Genomic DNA, 16,209 nt, shown 5'->3' on the forward strand with positions numbered 1-16,209 from the left:
TGGCGCCTAGATCACATTTTGAGCAGCTTTTTTGGTGGCAGCTTGAATTACCCTCAAAATGAACCATAGTTAAATCGTAAAGCAACATAACGAACCGAAAGGAGAAGTGAGGTTTTACACACAATTTGGATGGACTCAGAAAAAACATTTTAGTTCCTCGTTCAATGTTCAGGTCGATATTTAAGGCTTCCTGATTCGCGAACTCACGATTGAGTAACGAGGGTGAGGCGTACTCCTGAAGTACGCCTTTAGTTTGTCTGGAGTATCCCATTTCCGCTTTATCTTCCTATCCGAAGCGACTCTGGCTACATAAGCATTAACCTCTATAGAGACATTAAACGCGTTATAAGTATCAACCTCGATTTACGATTGTTGCTGTTAACAATCGTTTGGGGTCAATTTTTCGGTGATTAAGTATATACTCCCTCAAAAAGGAGAACTGATATGACCCAAAAAGTCCCAACAAGCATTATGACCGGTTTCCTCGGGGTTGGTAAAACGACAGCCATTTTAAATCTGCTTAAAAACAAACCTGAAAACGAAAACTGGGCTGTTTTGGTGAATGAGTTTGGGGAGATCGGCATTGATGGCGCACTTATGACGGATCAAGGTGCTTTGATTAAAGAAGTACCGGGTGGTTGCATGTGTTGTACTGCGGGCGTGCCGATGTCGGTTGGTATTAACGCTTTGCTACGCCAGAAACCGGATCGCTTATTGATTGAGCCAACAGGGCTTGGTCACCCAAAGCAGGTGATCGCGACACTGACTTCACAGCAGTACGCCCCGTATGTTGAGCTTAAAGCGACGATAGGTCTGGTCGATCCGCGAAACTTATCCAATGAAAAGTACACATTAAACCAGAACTTTAATGATCAATTAGACAGTGCTGACGTGATTATTGGTACTAAGGTGGATCTTGTTCATTCTGAAGACATCGATGTGTTTAATGATTGGGTGGCGGATCAAACGCCCCCAAAAGTCTTCCATACGCTCATTCATGATGGTCAAGTGCCATTAGAAGTACTCGATATTGAAAGAGTACATGGCAGCGCATCGTCACATATTGAAGCGCACCATCACGAACATGCCGAACAAGAGCCTCAATTCCTACTTCCTCCCGGGGAAGCCTTCATCCGTAAAGAGAATAAAGGGCAGGGTTACTTTAGCTGTGGTTGGCTGTTTGGCGCAGAATATAAGTTTGATTTCGACGCACTGTTTTCCATGTTGTCGGATCTAACGGCTGAGCGTGTCAAAGCCGTCGTCAATACTAATCAAGGTTGCTACGCTTTTAATGTGGCGAATCAAGTTGTGTCTGTTAACGAAATTGCACTAGATGGCTTTGAGTCTCGACTAGAAGTGATTGACTCACAGCTTATGCCTTGGGGCGATCTTGAGCCGATTCTCCTAAAGCTATGTGGTATTAAGTAGCTCTATTTTTGCTATTTATACCAATGATCTCGGTGTTTACTTCGTCCTGCATGGGGTAGACGCCAGATTTAATGAGAAAACTTGCGTTATATCACGATAAATGTGAGATAAATCACTCTAATTACTTTATAGTGCTCGGCTGAAATAAGAATGTAGGCTGTCTGCTTAAGGAACTCGTAACAATGTCATTTTCCTCTCAAGGTTTTGCTCCTGAATTAGTCAAAGCGTTGACTGAGTGTGGTTATGAAAAACTCACTCCAATTCAACAAAAAGCGATCCCAATGGCTCGTAAAGGCCATGATATTTTTGCTACTGCTCAAACGGGTACGGGTAAAACAGCGGCATTCTCATTGCCGGTTATCCAACACCTTTTGAACAGCGGTAAAAAGGCGTCGAGAGGAACGGCTCGCGGCCTTATTCTTGCTCCCACTCGTGAGCTTGCAGCGCAGATCGCACAAAACATCAAAGACTACGTTAAATACACTCAACTGAGTGTTTCTGCGGTTTACGGTGGTAACAAGATGTCTTCACAAGTTCGTCAACTAGAACTGGGTGTCGATATTTTGGTTGCAACCCCTGGCCGTTTAGAAGAGCACTTAGAAGCGGGTAACGTGTCTATCGCAAACCTAGAGTTTCTAGTCTTCGATGAAGCTGACCGTATCCTTGATATGGGCTTTATCAATGCCGTTCGTAAGATCATGTTGGATGTTGAAACATCGCCGCAAATCATGATGTTCTCTGCGACGACTTCAACTCAGTTGAACCAACTGTCGGTTGATATTTTACGTAAACCTAAGCGTATTAGTGTAGAGCGTGAAAACTCAACAGCTGCGACGGTCGGTCACGTGGTTTACCCTGTCGATCAAGAGCGTAAAACCGAACTGCTTTCTGAACTAATTGGTCGTAAAAACTGGCGTCAAGTGCTTGTGTTCGTGAACTACAAAGAAACCGCAAACGATGTGGTTAAAGAGCTTAAGCTAGATGGCATTAAAGCGGTATTGTGCCACGGTGATAAAGCGCAAAGTGCTCGTCGTCGTGCTCTAGACGATTTTAAAGAAGGCAAAGCGCGTGTAATGGTAGCAACAGACGTTGCGGCGCGTGGTCTTGATATCGAAGACTTACCACACGTCATTAACTATGACATGCCTTTCCTAGCAGAAGACTATGTTCACCGTATTGGCCGTACAGGTCGTGCAGGTAAGCAAGGTCACGCTGTCTCTTTCGTTAACCGCGAAGAAGAGCTGACGGTTGTTCAAGTTGAGAAACTAATTCAACAGCGTATTCGTCGTGTTGAACAGCCGGGTTATGAGCCGAAAAAACGTGATGCTTACATTGAAAAGCTGAACACTAAATCGGCTTACAAAAACCGCCAAGGTCGTAAGAACAACGCAAACGAAGAGCCTCAAGATCAAGCAAGCGCAGAACGTCGTTTGACTATGATGAAGCGAATTAAAAACCGTCGTAAGTAACGATGGTGGGTGATTGAAAAGAGCCACAGTTATGTGGCTCTTTTTGTTTGTATATTGTCATCCCAACTTCGTTTTAACATCGCTTCATTTCGAGCTCGCGTAATAATAAGAAGCATCAAAGCAAAATAAGAACCATCAAATAAAAATAAGTCGATAAGGTAATAATATGGATAGTGCGCTACTTTGGGCTTTTATTCCCACGTTTTTCTTTGTATCAATCACGCCCGGCATGTGTATGACCTTGGCGTTAACGTTGGGCATGAGCATCGGTTACAAGCGTACATTATGGATGATGGTCGGTGAACTGGCCGGAGTTGCTGTGGTTTCGGTCGCGGCAGTATTAGGTATCGCTTCGATCATGTTGAATTACCCATGGCTATTTACAGGCTTCAAGTTTGTGGGTGCAGGGTACTTGTTCTATTTGGGCGTTCAGATGTGGCGCTCAAGAGGGAAACTGGCGATAAGTACTGATAATCAAGAAGCTCAAGTAAATAATGATTGGGACTTGGTGGTTCAAGGTTTTGTTACTGCGATTGCGAATCCGAAAGGCTGGGCGTTTATGATTTCTTTACTTCCTCCTTTCATTAACAGTAGTAAAGACTTAGCACCGCAGTTGTTGATTCTGGTGTCGATTATTCTTGTTTCTGAATTTGTTTGTATGACTCTGTACGCGACAGGTGGTAAGAGCCTTAAGCACATGCTCGGTAAGGCAGACAATGTGAAGTTGATGAACCGTATTGCAGGTACACTGATGATGGGCGTGGGTGTGTGGTTGTTTGTGAGTTAACTCTGGTTAGCCTACAACGAGAAGAGATCCCGACTCAGTCGTTCCTCCTTCTCGAGGATGACGTGTACTTGGGATGATGAGTACTTAGGATTACGGTGGTTTTTGAAAATTCGGATTCTTACTTAAACCAAAGAATGAATAGAATATAAAAAGAGCGATAGGGTATTTGGCCTTATCGCTCTTTTTGATTTTACTTAGCTAGCGAACAGAAACTAGATAACAGTAAGGTTGCTGACCTTATCTAGATTTGCTTATTAAACTGCGATTTCACCACCGTCTTCACGGCGAATCACAACGGTAGATGATCTTGGACGAACATTACCTTGAGTTTGAGCCGTTGCATCTTCTGAAGATGGCCAGTTTGCCGGGTGTTGAATGTTCACAAATAGTGATTTGAAATCTGGGCTGATAGTAAAGCCTGTTACTTCGCATCCGTTTGGACCAACAAAGAAGCGCTTTAGCTGTGCTTGGTTGTTTGCATCAATCGTCGCGCTGTTGCCTTTGTCATCCGTTAGCTGAGATGGAACCACAGCCAGCATTTGGTCATTGGTGTAGCCCGTTACTTCGTCTGCGCCGTTATCTGTCTGAATCCATAATATGCCACGAGCATCAAACGCTAAGCCGTCAGGGCTCGCGAACTGGTTCATCTCTGTTAGACCAGAGCGGTTGATGGATTTGTCTTCCACTGCAGGTGAACCGAATACAAAGATATCCCAATCGAATTCGCTCGCAGTTTTGCCTTCGTCCCAACGGATAACATGACCAAACTTGTTGTTTACGCGAGGGTTCGCTGAATTGGCCTCTTTACGCTTATTGTTGTTCGTTAGCGTTAGGTAAGCGGTACCTGTCATAGGGTCAACAGAGCACCATTCAGGGCGATCCATTGGCGTTGCGCCGACAAGGTCAGCTGCACCTGCTGTATTAACGATAAGTGCTGCTTGAGAGTTAAAAGTATCACTTAGCTTGCCACCATTTGTGGTTTTGCTGTTCAATGTTAATGGTAACCATGTACCTGAACCGTCGTCGTTGAACTTAGCGACGTAAAGCGTACCTTTGTCCATGTACTTGTCGCCAGCATTTAGGCGGTTATTTGGCTCAGCATCACGCGGGTCCCATTTCGCCTCAGAAACAAATTTGTAGAGGTATTCGAAGCGAGAATCGTGGCCAGAGTAGAATACGATTGGCTCGCCTTCCGTTAATTTACCAAACGTACAACCTTCATGGCGGAAGCAACCTAAAGCTGAGCGTTTCTTCGCACGTGAGTTTGCTGTATATGGATCGATTTCAACAATGTAGCCGTGACCGTGTGCTTCGTTACGGTAATCGTCCATTGGTGAATCAGCGGTTGGTGTTACATCAAAGCGTGCAAACTCGTCCAAGCGTTCTTGTTTGTCACCTGAAAGTGTGTCCCAACCGTAACGTGTTTTATCAGTTGCAATGCCGATACGCTCTTGACCTGGTGTCGTTGTACCTTTATTGACGAAGTAACCCGGCCAGTTCTCTTCACAAGTTAGGTAAGTCCCCCAAGGTGTGTAGCCGTTACCACAGTTATTTAATGTGCCGCGAGCTTGGCTGCCGTCTTGTGAGAATTTGGTTTTGGTAAACTCACTGTAAGCAACAGGGCCAGATAGCTCCATTACTGTCGCGCCTGTGTAGCGACGGTTAAGCGGGTCGTTGTGGACCATTACCCATTGATTACCTTCAAGCTTAACGCGAACCACACTCACGCCGTGTGCGTTGATCTCTTTGCGTACTTCATCAATATTAGGACGAGCGCCTTCATTGTATGTAGGACCATTAGCGTGCAGGGCTTTTTGGTCAATGTATTCGTGGTTGATCACCAACAAACCATCATTGCTGTTCCCATCAAGCGGGAAGAAGTGCATGCCATCGTGGTGCATTCCCAGTGCGTTGGCTTGGTCTTGTGCGTTGTTTGTACCGTCTTTTAGCCAAGCATTACCTTGCTTGTTAAGTGGCGTGCCCCAAGGGACGAGCACTTGTGCTATGTAGCCTTTCGGTACGACAACACTGTCAGTCAATGAGCCTTTAACCGATTCAAACGTGAGAGTTGCGGTGCTTTTCTGCGCGCCCGTTGCTTGCATTGTTGCAGCGTTAGCTGTGCTGTGACCCGCTAAACCAAACGAGCCAAAAGCAGTCATTGCACTGATGCCTAAACCGCCTTTTAATACGTTTCTTCTTGAAAGATTTGCATCTAGAACTTCTTCGAAGGGTTTGTTTTTACTCTTGTTAAAACGAGTGCTATCAAATGTTTCCTTGCTCATCGCGACGGCTTCCTATTAGCTGACTTTATTATTCGTTATTTATGACTTACCCACCTACTGATTGATTTGTTAGTAAAATGGGTGAATGTGTGACTAATTGTGAGGTGGTTAAGTGACAGGTTTTTATGTTTTTTATTAAGGTTTTGTTTCTGAATTGCCATGGCGCTTCTCATGCAAGACAAAACACTTGGGGGTTACGCTGGAACTGTGTATAAATGCTTAATCAAATGAAAAGAGAGACAGTTATGAAATTAGATAAAATTGAAAACAAAAATCGTCGCCTACGCAAAAAGCTATACCTAAGTGAATTTGCGATTCTGGGTTTTGAGGTAAGCTGCAAGACATCGATTGCTGATTTTGACCAATACGATGTGTTCATTGACGAGTTCATCGATTTCATTGACAGCATCGGCTTATGCTTTGGTGGCGGTGGCCTTGAGCTGTTTGAAGGTTTCTTATGCTCTATCCAGCGTTACCGTTCTGTAACTGAAGCGGAGCAACTGCAAGTTGCACAGTGGCTTGAAGCGCGTGCTGAAGTAACGAAAGTTGAAGTAAGCGAGCTTATTGACGCAAACTACGCGTTTTAAATTGATGTTGTACTGTTAGCTTTGCTTAGAGGCCTATACGGCTTCTAGAACGAGCAACAATACACAAAAATAGAGGCCGAATCGGTAAGTCGATTCGGCCTTTTTGCGTTTTATTCCTTTGTTATTCTAGTTTTAACGCTTCCCTTTTGCTGTGTGAGGCGACTAATTTTACTTAAATATCAGCGCTCTATGACTACTTATCTGGGCTGTAATAAGTTTGGATAAACTTGTGAGACTTTTATGAGAATTCAATGAAGTTGCTGATAGATTTGATCGCCATTCTTAGAGTCAACAACACAGTTCGTGGCTGACTCGATAACACGTATTTCGATGTTATTGATTCGTCGGTCACGAAAGGACTCAATAAAGGATGGAATCAAAATGAATAAACGTACTCAAATCAGCTTAGTGATTGGCTCAGCGATGTTCGCTTTTGGGGCTGTTCAAGCTCAGGCAGCCCAGCTTGAGGTGACTGTCACCAATGCCACAAAAGGGATCTACTTTACGCCAATCTTGGCAGCAGCTCATGATTCAAGCTTGTTCATGTTTAGAATAGGGGAAACAGCTTCTGCTGAGTTGGAATCCATGGCGGAAGGCGGAGACATCTCGGGCTTATCTGGTGTCATCGCCAATGCAGGTGGTGTCGTCGTTGAAAACCCTGCTAGCGGCATTCTTGCCCCGGGTGTTGCGACCACATTCGATATTGATACTGGAGATCTGGCTTACTTGTCGCTCGGCGCAATGTTATTGCCAACCAACGATGGTTTTGTTGGATTAGATAGCTGGAAGATCCCAACTCAAGCAGGTACCTATAAAGCCACACTGAATGGATACGATGCAGGTACTGAAGCCAATGATGAGTTGGCTGGTAGTATGCCAAATCCTCCCTTTATTACCTTTGGTGCTGGTGGTACAGGTGTAGAGACTGCCGTGTCTAACGCTAAGGTTCATATTCATCCGGGCAACATTGGCAATAGTGATGCTGCGGGTGGAGTTAGTGACCTCGATAGCAGTAGCCATCGCTGGTTAAACCCTGTGGCAACTATCACGATCGTTGTGAAGTAAGGGGGATGTATGAAAGCTAGAATTTTATTTATCGCTGCTTCTGTCGCCGTATTGGCCGGTTGTCCTGATGATGACGATGATTACTACCGTTACGATGTGAGTGTTACCAACCTCACGCCCAACCAACCTATGTCACCACTTGCGGTACTGACGCACAACACCAGTTTTGATCTGTTTGAAATCGGCCAAAGTGCTTCTGTTGACCTTGAATACTTAGCTGAAGGTGGTAGTAATGCTGAACTCATCGCGCTCAGCGACAGCGACGCTAATGTTTATCAAGGCATTTCAGGCAATGGGCTGATTCTTTCCGGAGAACAAGACACCGTGTCTATTCGTGTCGACCCAAATCAAGAAGGTTATCTATCCGTCGCTTCAATGCTAGTCAACACTAATGATGCGTTTGTTGGTGAATCTGGTTTATCGCTGAAATCGTTAGCGGTGGGCGACACGTTCACGATGAATATGAACGTGTGGGATTCAGGAACTGAACTCAATGACGAACTTGCAGCAACGATTCCTGGGCCTGCAGGCGGTGGGGAAGGTTTTAACAGTGATAGGAACGACACCGATGTCGTGAGCTATCATTCTGGTGTCATTAGCCAAGATGATGGTCTTGCGACCTCCGCATTAAGTGGAAACCATCGTTTTCTTAACCCTGGTGCGCGAATCACTATTACTCGCACAGAGTAATTGGGTGAACACACGATGAAAGAATTCTTGCTCTGTTCCGGTCAATTGAAAGGTGGGCAGACTCCGAATAGAGCAGGGATCATGAACAGTGCTGCGGTAAATTTGATGGCAAACATATTGTTGGTTGAAGACGACGACGACTTGGCTGAGCTGGTGCAGATGCACCTTAAGTTCCAAGGGCATGACGTTGTAAGAACCAACTCAATTGAAAAGGCTCAAGCGCTATATCAGGGAAGCCAGTTCGGTTTGATCGTGCTTGATCGAGGCTTACCGGACGGCGATGGTCTCGATTTCTGTCGATTGTTACGTCAGCAAGAAGACTGGACGCCTGTGCTAATGCTCACTGCAAGAGATACTGAGCTAGATAAGGTGTCGGGTTTAGAAGCTGGGGTTGATGACTACATTACCAAGCCTTTCAGCGTGCTCGAGTTTCAAGCGCGCGTAAGAAACGTGTTGCGTCGCTTAAGTCACTCTGAATCAGTAGTTAAAGATTCGCAATCAACCGAACCCGTAATGAGTTTTGGCGGGCTTACCATCCAACCTGAGCGTCATCAGGTTTCATTGAACAATCAAGATGTCCCACTGACAGCAACCGAGTTTACGTTACTTCACTTTTTAGCCACCCGACCGGGACGTGTCTATAGCAAAGACGAGCTGCTCAACCACGTTTGGAATACCGATCATTCTGGTTATCACCACACGGTGTGTAGCACGGTTAACCGCTTAAGAACCAAGCTTGCCATGCCGAATAGCGACGATGATTTCATCAAAACCGTTTGGGGTGTGGGCTATAAGTTCGAGTCGAACATTTAGATCTATGTGTCGCGTCCTAAGCTTAAGAGCCATCGAGGAGAGAACATGAGTTTCAAATCGCGTTTAGTGCTATTTACCAGTTTGTGGTTTCTGCTCGTAAGTGTGGTGATTGCCTACACGTATCATTGGCAAAAAGAGACCATAGAACAAAGAACTAAACAGAGCTTACACAAAGAGCTCACGGTTCACATGCGCGATGATAACCCTCTGATGATTGGGACTGACTACAACCCCACAGCCCTTAAATCCATCTTTCACACCTTGATGTTGATTGGTCCCGATTTCGACATCTACTTTCTCGACAGTCAGGGAAATATCACGACACACGCTGCCCCAGAAGGCACTGTGTTGGCAAACAAGATAGACTTAGCACCCATTAAACAATTCTTAAATGACGAGCCTTATCCGATTCTGGGCGAAGACCCGATCAATCCTGATTCTCGTAAGGTATTTTCTGTTGCTGCGATTGAAGAGTTGGGTTCAACCGTGGGGTACCTGTATGTGTTGATTGGCAGTAACCGCCACACTGTGATTGCCAATTCACAAGTCGATACACCTTATATGGCGCTAGCCGGGCTGATGCTTATCTCTATTCTAGGTTTTGCGATTGGTGCTTACCTGCTCGTAAAACGTAGCCTGTTGAATCCTATCGAAGAGGTCACCAACAAACTGCAGCAACAAGCAGAGCAAGATTTCCGTCTTGACCCTAACTTTATTCACCAAGTGCCAGAGTTGGTGCCGATTGCTCGTTCTTATCAGTTGATGGCGAAACACATTCAACAGCAATTTTTGCAGCTTGAGTATCAGTCTTCGCATCGTAGACAAAGCTTATTGCAGTTAAGCCATGACCTGAAAACACCGTTATCAAGTGTGTTGGGTTACTTAGAAACGTGGAAGATCCAAAATCCATACTCAGATCCATTAATAGATGTGGCTTACCGCAATGGTAATAAACTGTCTGAACAATTGCATTCGCTGCTCGATAGTGCCAAACATGACAATCCTGTTCCTACCTATCAATACGTGTCGATAGATTTGAATGGGTTACTGGGTGAGTGCCTAGACACGATTCAAAGCCAGTACCGCCATAAAGATGTCGAACTTAAGGTGGACATGCCTGATGGAGTAAAAGCGGCTGGTGACAGTGACTTGCTTGAAAGGTTGATTTTGAACTTATTAGATAATGCGTTGAGGCATAGCCCAAGTGGGACAGCAGTTTCACTGAGTGTTGGTTTAGAACCGGATTCGAAGCGAGTGAGAGTCGTAATTCACAATGAGGTAGAGCAAGAAGCACCGAATGGTTCGTTGGGAATAGGAACCAAGATCGCTCAGTCGATACTGATGTTGCATCACAGTGTGCTAGAAACAACAAAGGCAGAGAGCTCATTTCAGCAAAGCTTTTACTTGCCTTCGATATAGCTCTTTCTGCCTTTGGTATTCGCTGGGCTGTTTTTGAATTGCAGCTAGCTAAAGATTAAGCAAGGTTATGCGTCTTTCTTCTCTTCGTTGCCTTCATTCACTTTCGCGTAGAAGTGAAGCAGCTCAGTCAACTCTTTGATCCAACCAAAGGCATCTTTTGGCGCGCTCTTTAAGATTTTCTCAACTTTATCGCAGTGCACTTCGATCGCAATCGCTTCTTCAAGGTTGAATGAAATCGAGTAGAAGTGCCAAAGCAGCAAGCGAGTCATACGTTCGATGTTCTGTTGCGAGTTATCTGATTCAGAAAAGGCTAAGTTGACCTCACCTAGTGCGATAGCCGTCATTCTTAGCATGGCGTCGAATTTTGCTGATTGCATGCGCTCTTCGCTGGTCACTTCTTCTTGCTCGAACGTAAACAATTCTGTCATTGCATCTTCAGGAACAAGGCGATGGATCATTCTTAAGCTAAATTCTTCTAGTTCATGTCGAGGCATGGTGATTAAACAATTTAGGGTGTAGTCGCGTTGCATGGTGCTCTCTTGGATCGGCAAAAAGGTCGGACAGTTTAATGGAGAAGCGAGCTTAGAAAAAGAATATTTTGGGTAACGTCACGTTATAAGGTTTACTGACGTTCAGGTGATCAAAATAAAATGAGTGGATCTTGGTGGAAGATCGTGTTGATGCGAAAGATCAATTACAATTAGTAGCGATAAAAAAAACGAAGAACCTCGTGAAAGATACTTCGTCTATGATAGATATAATACTTAGTGATACTTAAAGTGAGAGATTGAACAATCTCCTGTTAGTGCATTAATTTTGAATGAAAAAGCATGTGAATGGTAATTCACGCCGTCATTCCAAATTGTTTCTCCAAATATCTTACATAGCTCTAGCTCACTAACTGAACCGAACTCTTCCATGTGTTTAGTGACAGATAAAAGTTTACCTCTGATATCTGCAGTCCATTCCGTGTTACTCAAGTAGTTGAAAGCCATAGTTTTTTGCATATTACCTAGCCAAAATATTTCTTGTTATTAAGTTATATGAATATTCATGATAACAATTTTTTGGCGTTTGTAAATCTATTTTGTGATGAATATCTCACATAGCTACTTGAATTGATTAAAAGTTGAACTTTAAAGTTGGCAGGTTAAACAATGAGTTTACAAGTTATTGATAACGAGCCTGTTTGTCGCTGATAGGACTATTGAGAATTTGTGATAGTCAATTGAGCGAAAAAATCTAGTTGAGTACCTAAATGATCTCGTGGTTATCCATATTTAGTCAATCACCTAACTGTTAGTAGGTGTGCAGAGCTTGGTCTATCATCGTGGCTTCTTGACGATATTTTGAAGACAGCACGCGAAATTTTTTATTCAGTGTCTGGATATCATCGGCAAGGGATTGTGAGCTTTCTACATGCGTTAGCGCATTCTTTGATTGAGTAGGTAATTTTACTATTGCACAATGATCAGCAACGTCTTGCCAAGATCGAGCAAGAGAGTGCACGTGTTTTAAGTCTGTAGATACAATGTCTGCCCGCTTTAGTAATTCCTTAGAGATGTGATAAGTCGCTTCCATGTGGTTATTGAGCTGCGTGTTAAACCTTTCCTTGTATTTTGCCCAAATAGTAACCATTTGTTTTTCAGTAAAGTGTCTCGATAACAGTGTCTGCGACTCATAGTTTGCGAGCACTTTGTTGAACTCTTTAGTGTATTGATTGTAGCGGCCTTCGGTTTCGAGTTGTTGATCCAACAGCGCTTCCCAAGTTTTCCTATCGCACTGACTCGCGAGTGCCGAATTGACAATCAAATGGAGACTGATAATCAGAACCTTCACCCAAAAATTCATGACTTTCCTCTACTTAATCTGTTGTCTATAGAGAGTATAGATGAGGAGTAACATCAGTTGAGGTACACTGGAAATATACCTAAAACGGAATGGCTGGTGGATTCGATGAAAAAAGCACTGATCGCTTTATTTGTGTTGTTACTCTTGGCTGGCGGAGCTGGGGGCGCGTATTATTTCTTTGTGATGAAAAAAGAGCCAATGCCTTCAGAGGAAACCGCAGAGCCATATGTAGGATCGACTCAACAAATGGAAGAAGAACTTGCACCTATCATGGATCTTGAGCTTCCGCTTCAACCAGAGCAGATGGAGTTTTATGTTTTAGATCGCAAGCTTGAAGTACTAGAGCAGCCAGAAATTGATGGGCTGATCACTGACTACCTCTACAAAGGTGAAAAAGTCGAAGTATTAGAAAAGCAGGGCGATTGGGCACGTATATCAGATTATATTGTTTTCAAGGAAGGAGGGCCGCAGATGGCCGAATGGGTTGCCATGTCGGGGCTTTCTAATGATGAAGTAATAATTTCAGAGAAAGAACACAAAGAGATATTAGATTCTTATTTGGTTAAATCTGATGATTTAAAGCGACATCGAGAAATATTCCGCAATTCGATCGAGAAGTTGATCTCCAATCAGGAGTGCAGTCCTAGCGATTTTGAAGAGTTAGGTGGCTGGGTAAAATCGGTTAAGTATAGTAAGCGTGATGTCTATTTTATTTATTGTGGTGGCCTATCTCTTGAAAACAAAATTTATCTTGATGTAAATACAACTGAAATATTCACAAATTAGCAGCCATTTTCATTTGTTATCTAATTTGTTAATAGCGTTAGTTTCCCACCGCCTCACTGTGTTTAATTCCATCCTGCCCATAGAGTGAGTGGTTTTTCTATTATTTAATGTTTCAATCTTCACTTAAAGTATTGATTTTAATTAATTAATGAAAGTGTGCTTAATGCCTGATTGGTCATGGTTAATAATAGCTTTGTGACTGTGATCATATTCTATCGTCAAACACCTATCCATCTTGCATTTATCTTGAAATAAACTAAGAAGTATAAGTTTATCTTTATTTAACAAAGGATCACCTTCTTGTTGATAAAGTTTAAATTAAATAAATGTCACTTATATCAGTGCCTTATAATGCTTTACATGCCTGTAACATTTCATTGGTGTTGAGAGGTAAGTCTAGTTTTTACTCATGAGGCAAAAATATTTTCGATTTGTAATAATACTTTTTCACTTTGAGTTGTACTGTTTAATTAAAGCAGAAAGTAATTTGTAATTATCAACTAATACATTGTCTTATTAACATCATTGTTATTTAATTTCTTGTAAAGGATGGAACCATTAATGAAAAAGCTTGCTTTAATTACAGGGTCAAAAGGCGGAATCGGCTCAGCAATCTCCTCTAAATTAGTTGCAGATGGATATCGAGTGATTGCAACGTATTTTACTGGAAACTATCAATGTGCACTGGATTGGTTTAATGAAAAGCAATTTACTGAGGATCAAGTGAGATTGTTTGAATTGGATGTGACCAATACTGCGGAATGTGCGTTGAGCTTAAGCAAGTTGTTAGAAGAAGAAGGCACGGTGGATGTATTGGTGAACAATGCGGGTATTACGCGTGATAGTGTTTTTAAAAAGATGGATGCTGAAGCGTGGAAAGACGTGATTGATACGAACCTCAATAGCCTGTTCAATGTCACTCAGCCTTTGTTTGCACCTATGTGCGAAAAGGGTAACTGCCGAGTCATCAACATTTCTTCAGTGAACGGTCTTAAAGGTCAATTCGGACAAACCAACTACTCGGCGGCTAAAGCGGGAATGATTGGTTTTTCTAAAGCCTTGGCTGCGGAAGGCGCTCGTAGCGGCGTAACAGTGAACGTGATTGCCCCTGGCTACACTGCAACACCTATGGTTGAGCAAATGAAGCCTGAAGTCCTTGATTCGATCAAGAACCAAATCCCAATGAAACGCTTGGCTACACCGGTTGAGATTGCCGATGCAGTGGGCTTTTTAGCGAGTGATTCCGGTGCGTACATTACAGGCGAGACACTGTCTGTGAATGGCGGCTTGTACATGCACTAATTGGCGAAATTCAAGGGAATGGAACGATGGAAAAAGTATTTATTGTTGCAGCAAAGCGTACACCTATTGGCGCATTTACAGGTTCGCTAAAGAACGTGTCAGCAGGCGAATTAGCTGGGATCGCGATTAAAGGTGCACTAGAGGCCGCAGACCTTCCGCTAGATGCGGTTGATGAAGTGATCGTCGGTAACGTGATTTCGGCAGGGCAAGGCATGGGCGTAGCGCGTCAAGCTTCAATCTACGCAGGGCTTCCAGAAGAAACACCAGCGTACGGTGTCAACATGATTTGTGGCAGTGGCATGAAGTCAGTCATGGATGCTGCTGCGCACATTAAGGCCCAAGACGCTGAAGTGGTGGTTGCGGCCGGTGTTGAAGTGATGTCTCAAATTCCTTTTGCTGTCCCGTCAAGCGTTCGTAACGGGCACAAAATGGGTGACGTTTCGATGAAAGACCTGCTGGTTGGCGATGGTTTAACGGATGTGTTTAATCAGTATCATATGGGCGTGACGGCTGAGAATATCGCTAACGCGTTGAACATTTCTCGTCTTGCTCAAGACAACTATGCGCTAGAAAGCCAACAGAAAGCGGTTGCGGCAATCGAAGCGGGTAAATTTAACGAGCAAATTGTACCTGTTGAAGTCAAGCAACGCAGACAAACCGTTACCTTTGATACCGATGAGTACCCAAAATCAGACGCTACCTTTGAAGGGTTGCAGAAACTTCGTCCAGCTTTTGAGCGTGAAGGGTCTGTCACGGCAGGTAACGCTTCGGGCATCAATGATGGTGCGAGTGCAATCATTTTAGCGTCTGAGTCGGCGGTAGCGAAATATGGTCTAACACCGTTAATGGAACTGACCAGTTACGCACAGTCAGGTTTGGACCCAAAGATTATGGGGCTAGGACCAGTAGAAGCAGTATCTAAAGCGCTTGATAAAGCGAATCTCACTCTCGAAGAAATAGATTTGTTTGAATTGAATGAAGCGTTTGCAGCACAAGCACTTGGCGTAATGTACCAATTGTCAGAGCAGCATGACTTACCGCTTGATGTGTTCAAGCCAAAGGTAAATGTGAATGGTGGTGCAATCGCGCTTGGCCATCCTTTAGGTGCGTCAGGTAATCGAATTATTGTTTCACTGATCCATGAGATGCTTGAGCAGAAAACGACTTATGGCATTGCTTCACTCTGTGTGGGTGGGGGAATGGGAACCGCTGTTTTGCTAAAAGGTATTGAAGGTTAGAACCTGATATATCGGTAGCAAGCTTAAAATATCGGATCAGCTTTTCAAAGCATCGCGAGTCAATCGATGAACGTTGGCTGAAACGATAGTGACACAAATTTATTAAACTATGTATTCATCAGGAGTAACTTATGTACACGGATATTTTCAAAACAATGACAGACCAAACTGAAAAGCAATTTGAACCGTACTTCAAGTTCAACAAGTTAGTTGCAAAGAACGTCCAAACTCTGGCTGAACTGCAAATGGATGCGATGCAGACTTACACTGATATGGGCCTTGCACAAATGAAAGCGGTAAGCGAAATCAAAGATGTAAACAGCCTTACTGCTTTTAATAGTCAACAATTATCGACGCTTACTCAACTTTCTCAGCAAATGATGAGCGACAGTGCGAAGTTGCAAGCCGTAGCTAAAGAATTCAAAGAAGATGTTGAAACATTAACAACTGAAAACTTGAAAACAGTTACACCTGCATAAATTTAATCGCCAT

The 16,209-nt window shown here is 43.6% G+C and carries 16 protein-coding genes; 12 read left to right on the forward strand and 4 right to left on the reverse strand.

Annotation, left to right across the window (positions count from 1 at the left end):
* Window positions 1-444: 444 nt before the first annotated feature.
* From Q1A70_RS07595 to Q1A70_RS07605, 3 genes are all read left to right on the forward strand, one after another.
* Window positions 445-1,428 (forward strand): GTP-binding protein, encoded by a 984-nt coding sequence (locus Q1A70_RS07595; RefSeq protein WP_299688604.1) that lies wholly within the window; start codon window positions 445-447, stop codon window positions 1,426-1,428.
* Between the two features lie 182 nt (window positions 1,429-1,610).
* On the forward strand, window positions 1,611-2,897 hold the full coding sequence (locus Q1A70_RS07600) for a DEAD/DEAH box helicase (protein WP_299688606.1): 1,287 nt from the start codon (window positions 1,611-1,613) through the stop codon (window positions 2,895-2,897).
* 166 nt (window positions 2,898-3,063) lie between these two features.
* Window positions 3,064-3,684 carry a LysE family translocator gene (locus Q1A70_RS07605; RefSeq protein WP_239846419.1) on the forward strand — a complete coding sequence of 207 codons (621 nt, stop codon included), beginning with the start codon at window positions 3,064-3,066 and terminating at the stop codon, window positions 3,682-3,684.
* 254 nt (window positions 3,685-3,938) lie between these two features.
* On the opposite strand, the gene Q1A70_RS07610 is transcribed toward Q1A70_RS07605, so the two are convergent.
* Window positions 3,939-5,966, reverse strand: coding sequence for a PhoX family phosphatase (locus Q1A70_RS07610; protein ID WP_299688611.1), 2,028 nt, complete (start codon window positions 5,964-5,966; stop codon window positions 3,939-3,941).
* A 245-nt stretch (window positions 5,967-6,211) separates the two neighbouring features.
* Between Q1A70_RS07610 and Q1A70_RS07615 the strand changes: the two genes are divergently transcribed.
* The 5 genes from Q1A70_RS07615 to Q1A70_RS07635 all read left to right on the forward strand — a co-directional run bounded on the left by Q1A70_RS07615 (window position 6,212) and on the right by Q1A70_RS07635 (window position 10,540).
* Window positions 6,212-6,553 (forward strand): 50S ribosome-binding protein YggL, encoded by a 342-nt coding sequence (locus tag Q1A70_RS07615; RefSeq protein WP_299688613.1) that lies wholly within the window; start codon window positions 6,212-6,214, stop codon window positions 6,551-6,553.
* Between the two features lie 381 nt (window positions 6,554-6,934).
* On the forward strand, window positions 6,935-7,618 hold the full coding sequence (locus Q1A70_RS07620) for a spondin domain-containing protein (protein WP_299688615.1): 684 nt from the start codon (window positions 6,935-6,937) through the stop codon (window positions 7,616-7,618).
* Window positions 7,619-7,627: 9 nt separating this feature from the next.
* Entirely contained in the window at window positions 7,628-8,308 is a 681-nt protein-coding gene (locus Q1A70_RS07625; RefSeq protein ID WP_299688617.1) for a spondin domain-containing protein, read from the forward strand.
* A gap of 81 nt (window positions 8,309-8,389) precedes the next feature.
* On the forward strand, window positions 8,390-9,121 hold the full coding sequence (locus Q1A70_RS07630) for a response regulator transcription factor (RefSeq protein WP_299688673.1): 732 nt from the start codon (window positions 8,390-8,392) through the stop codon (window positions 9,119-9,121).
* Between the two features lie 45 nt (window positions 9,122-9,166).
* Window positions 9,167-10,540, forward strand: coding sequence for a HAMP domain-containing sensor histidine kinase (locus Q1A70_RS07635; protein WP_299688619.1), 1,374 nt, complete (start codon window positions 9,167-9,169; stop codon window positions 10,538-10,540).
* A 65-nt stretch (window positions 10,541-10,605) separates the two neighbouring features.
* Here the strand turns inward: Q1A70_RS07635 and Q1A70_RS07640 are convergent, their stop codons facing one another.
* The 3 genes from Q1A70_RS07640 to Q1A70_RS07650 form a co-directional block, all read right to left on the reverse strand.
* Window positions 10,606-11,070, reverse strand: coding sequence for an exoribonuclease R (locus Q1A70_RS07640; RefSeq protein WP_299688621.1), 465 nt, complete (start codon window positions 11,068-11,070; stop codon window positions 10,606-10,608).
* Window positions 11,071-11,304: 234 nt separating this feature from the next.
* On the reverse strand, window positions 11,305-11,547 hold the full coding sequence (locus Q1A70_RS07645; protein WP_299688623.1) for a hypothetical protein: 243 nt from the start codon (window positions 11,545-11,547) through the stop codon (window positions 11,305-11,307).
* A gap of 292 nt (window positions 11,548-11,839) precedes the next feature.
* A complete protein-coding gene (locus Q1A70_RS07650) occupies window positions 11,840-12,391 on the reverse strand; it encodes a hypothetical protein (RefSeq protein ID WP_299688625.1) in 552 nt (183 codons plus the stop codon).
* A gap of 96 nt (window positions 12,392-12,487) precedes the next feature.
* On the opposite strand from Q1A70_RS07650, the gene Q1A70_RS07655 reads away from it, so the two are divergent.
* From Q1A70_RS07655 to Q1A70_RS07670, 4 genes are all read left to right on the forward strand, one after another.
* A complete protein-coding gene (locus Q1A70_RS07655; RefSeq protein ID WP_299688627.1) occupies window positions 12,488-13,177 on the forward strand; it encodes an SH3 domain-containing protein in 690 nt (229 codons plus the stop codon).
* A gap of 561 nt (window positions 13,178-13,738) precedes the next feature.
* Window positions 13,739-14,479, forward strand: coding sequence for an SDR family oxidoreductase (locus Q1A70_RS07660; protein ID WP_299688629.1), 741 nt, complete (start codon window positions 13,739-13,741; stop codon window positions 14,477-14,479).
* 26 nt (window positions 14,480-14,505) lie between these two features.
* On the forward strand, window positions 14,506-15,717 hold the full coding sequence (locus Q1A70_RS07665) for an acetyl-CoA C-acetyltransferase (protein ID WP_299688632.1): 1,212 nt from the start codon (window positions 14,506-14,508) through the stop codon (window positions 15,715-15,717).
* A gap of 131 nt (window positions 15,718-15,848) precedes the next feature.
* Window positions 15,849-16,196, forward strand: a complete 348-nt coding sequence (locus tag Q1A70_RS07670) for a phasin family protein (protein WP_299688635.1) — start codon at window positions 15,849-15,851, stop codon at window positions 16,194-16,196.
* The last annotated feature ends 13 nt before the right edge of the window (window positions 16,197-16,209 follow it).

The organism is uncultured Vibrio sp., from assembly GCF_947488985.1.
Classification (GTDB): Bacteria; Pseudomonadota; Gammaproteobacteria; order Enterobacterales; family Vibrionaceae; genus Vibrio.

Bases quoted from the DNA above. Each gene is read 5' to 3' on its own strand.
- Q1A70_RS07595 (WP_299688604.1), top strand. From the start codon at position 445: ATGACCCAAAAAGTCCCAACAAGCATTATGACCGGTTTCCTCGGGGTT.
- Q1A70_RS07600 (WP_299688606.1), top strand. From the start codon at position 1,611: ATGTCATTTTCCTCTCAAGGTTTTGCTCCTGAATTAGTCAAAGCGTTG.
- Q1A70_RS07605 (WP_239846419.1), top strand. From the start codon at position 3,064: ATGGATAGTGCGCTACTTTGGGCTTTTATTCCCACGTTTTTCTTTGTA.
- Q1A70_RS07610 (WP_299688611.1), bottom strand. From the start codon at position 5,966: ATGAGCAAGGAAACATTTGATAGCACTCGTTTTAACAAGAGTAAAAAC.
- Q1A70_RS07615 (WP_299688613.1), top strand. From the start codon at position 6,212: ATGAAATTAGATAAAATTGAAAACAAAAATCGTCGCCTACGCAAAAAG.
- Q1A70_RS07620 (WP_299688615.1), top strand. From the start codon at position 6,935: ATGAATAAACGTACTCAAATCAGCTTAGTGATTGGCTCAGCGATGTTC.
- Q1A70_RS07625 (WP_299688617.1), top strand. From the start codon at position 7,628: ATGAAAGCTAGAATTTTATTTATCGCTGCTTCTGTCGCCGTATTGGCC.
- Q1A70_RS07630 (WP_299688673.1), top strand. From the start codon at position 8,390: ATGAACAGTGCTGCGGTAAATTTGATGGCAAACATATTGTTGGTTGAA.
- Q1A70_RS07635 (WP_299688619.1), top strand. From the start codon at position 9,167: ATGAGTTTCAAATCGCGTTTAGTGCTATTTACCAGTTTGTGGTTTCTG.
- Q1A70_RS07640 (WP_299688621.1), bottom strand. From the start codon at position 11,070: ATGCAACGCGACTACACCCTAAATTGTTTAATCACCATGCCTCGACAT.
- Q1A70_RS07645 (WP_299688623.1), bottom strand. From the start codon at position 11,547: ATGCAAAAAACTATGGCTTTCAACTACTTGAGTAACACGGAATGGACT.
- Q1A70_RS07650 (WP_299688625.1), bottom strand. From the start codon at position 12,391: ATGAATTTTTGGGTGAAGGTTCTGATTATCAGTCTCCATTTGATTGTC.
- Q1A70_RS07660 (WP_299688629.1), top strand. From the start codon at position 13,739: ATGAAAAAGCTTGCTTTAATTACAGGGTCAAAAGGCGGAATCGGCTCA.
- Q1A70_RS07665 (WP_299688632.1), top strand. From the start codon at position 14,506: ATGGAAAAAGTATTTATTGTTGCAGCAAAGCGTACACCTATTGGCGCA.
- Q1A70_RS07670 (WP_299688635.1), top strand. From the start codon at position 15,849: ATGTACACGGATATTTTCAAAACAATGACAGACCAAACTGAAAAGCAA.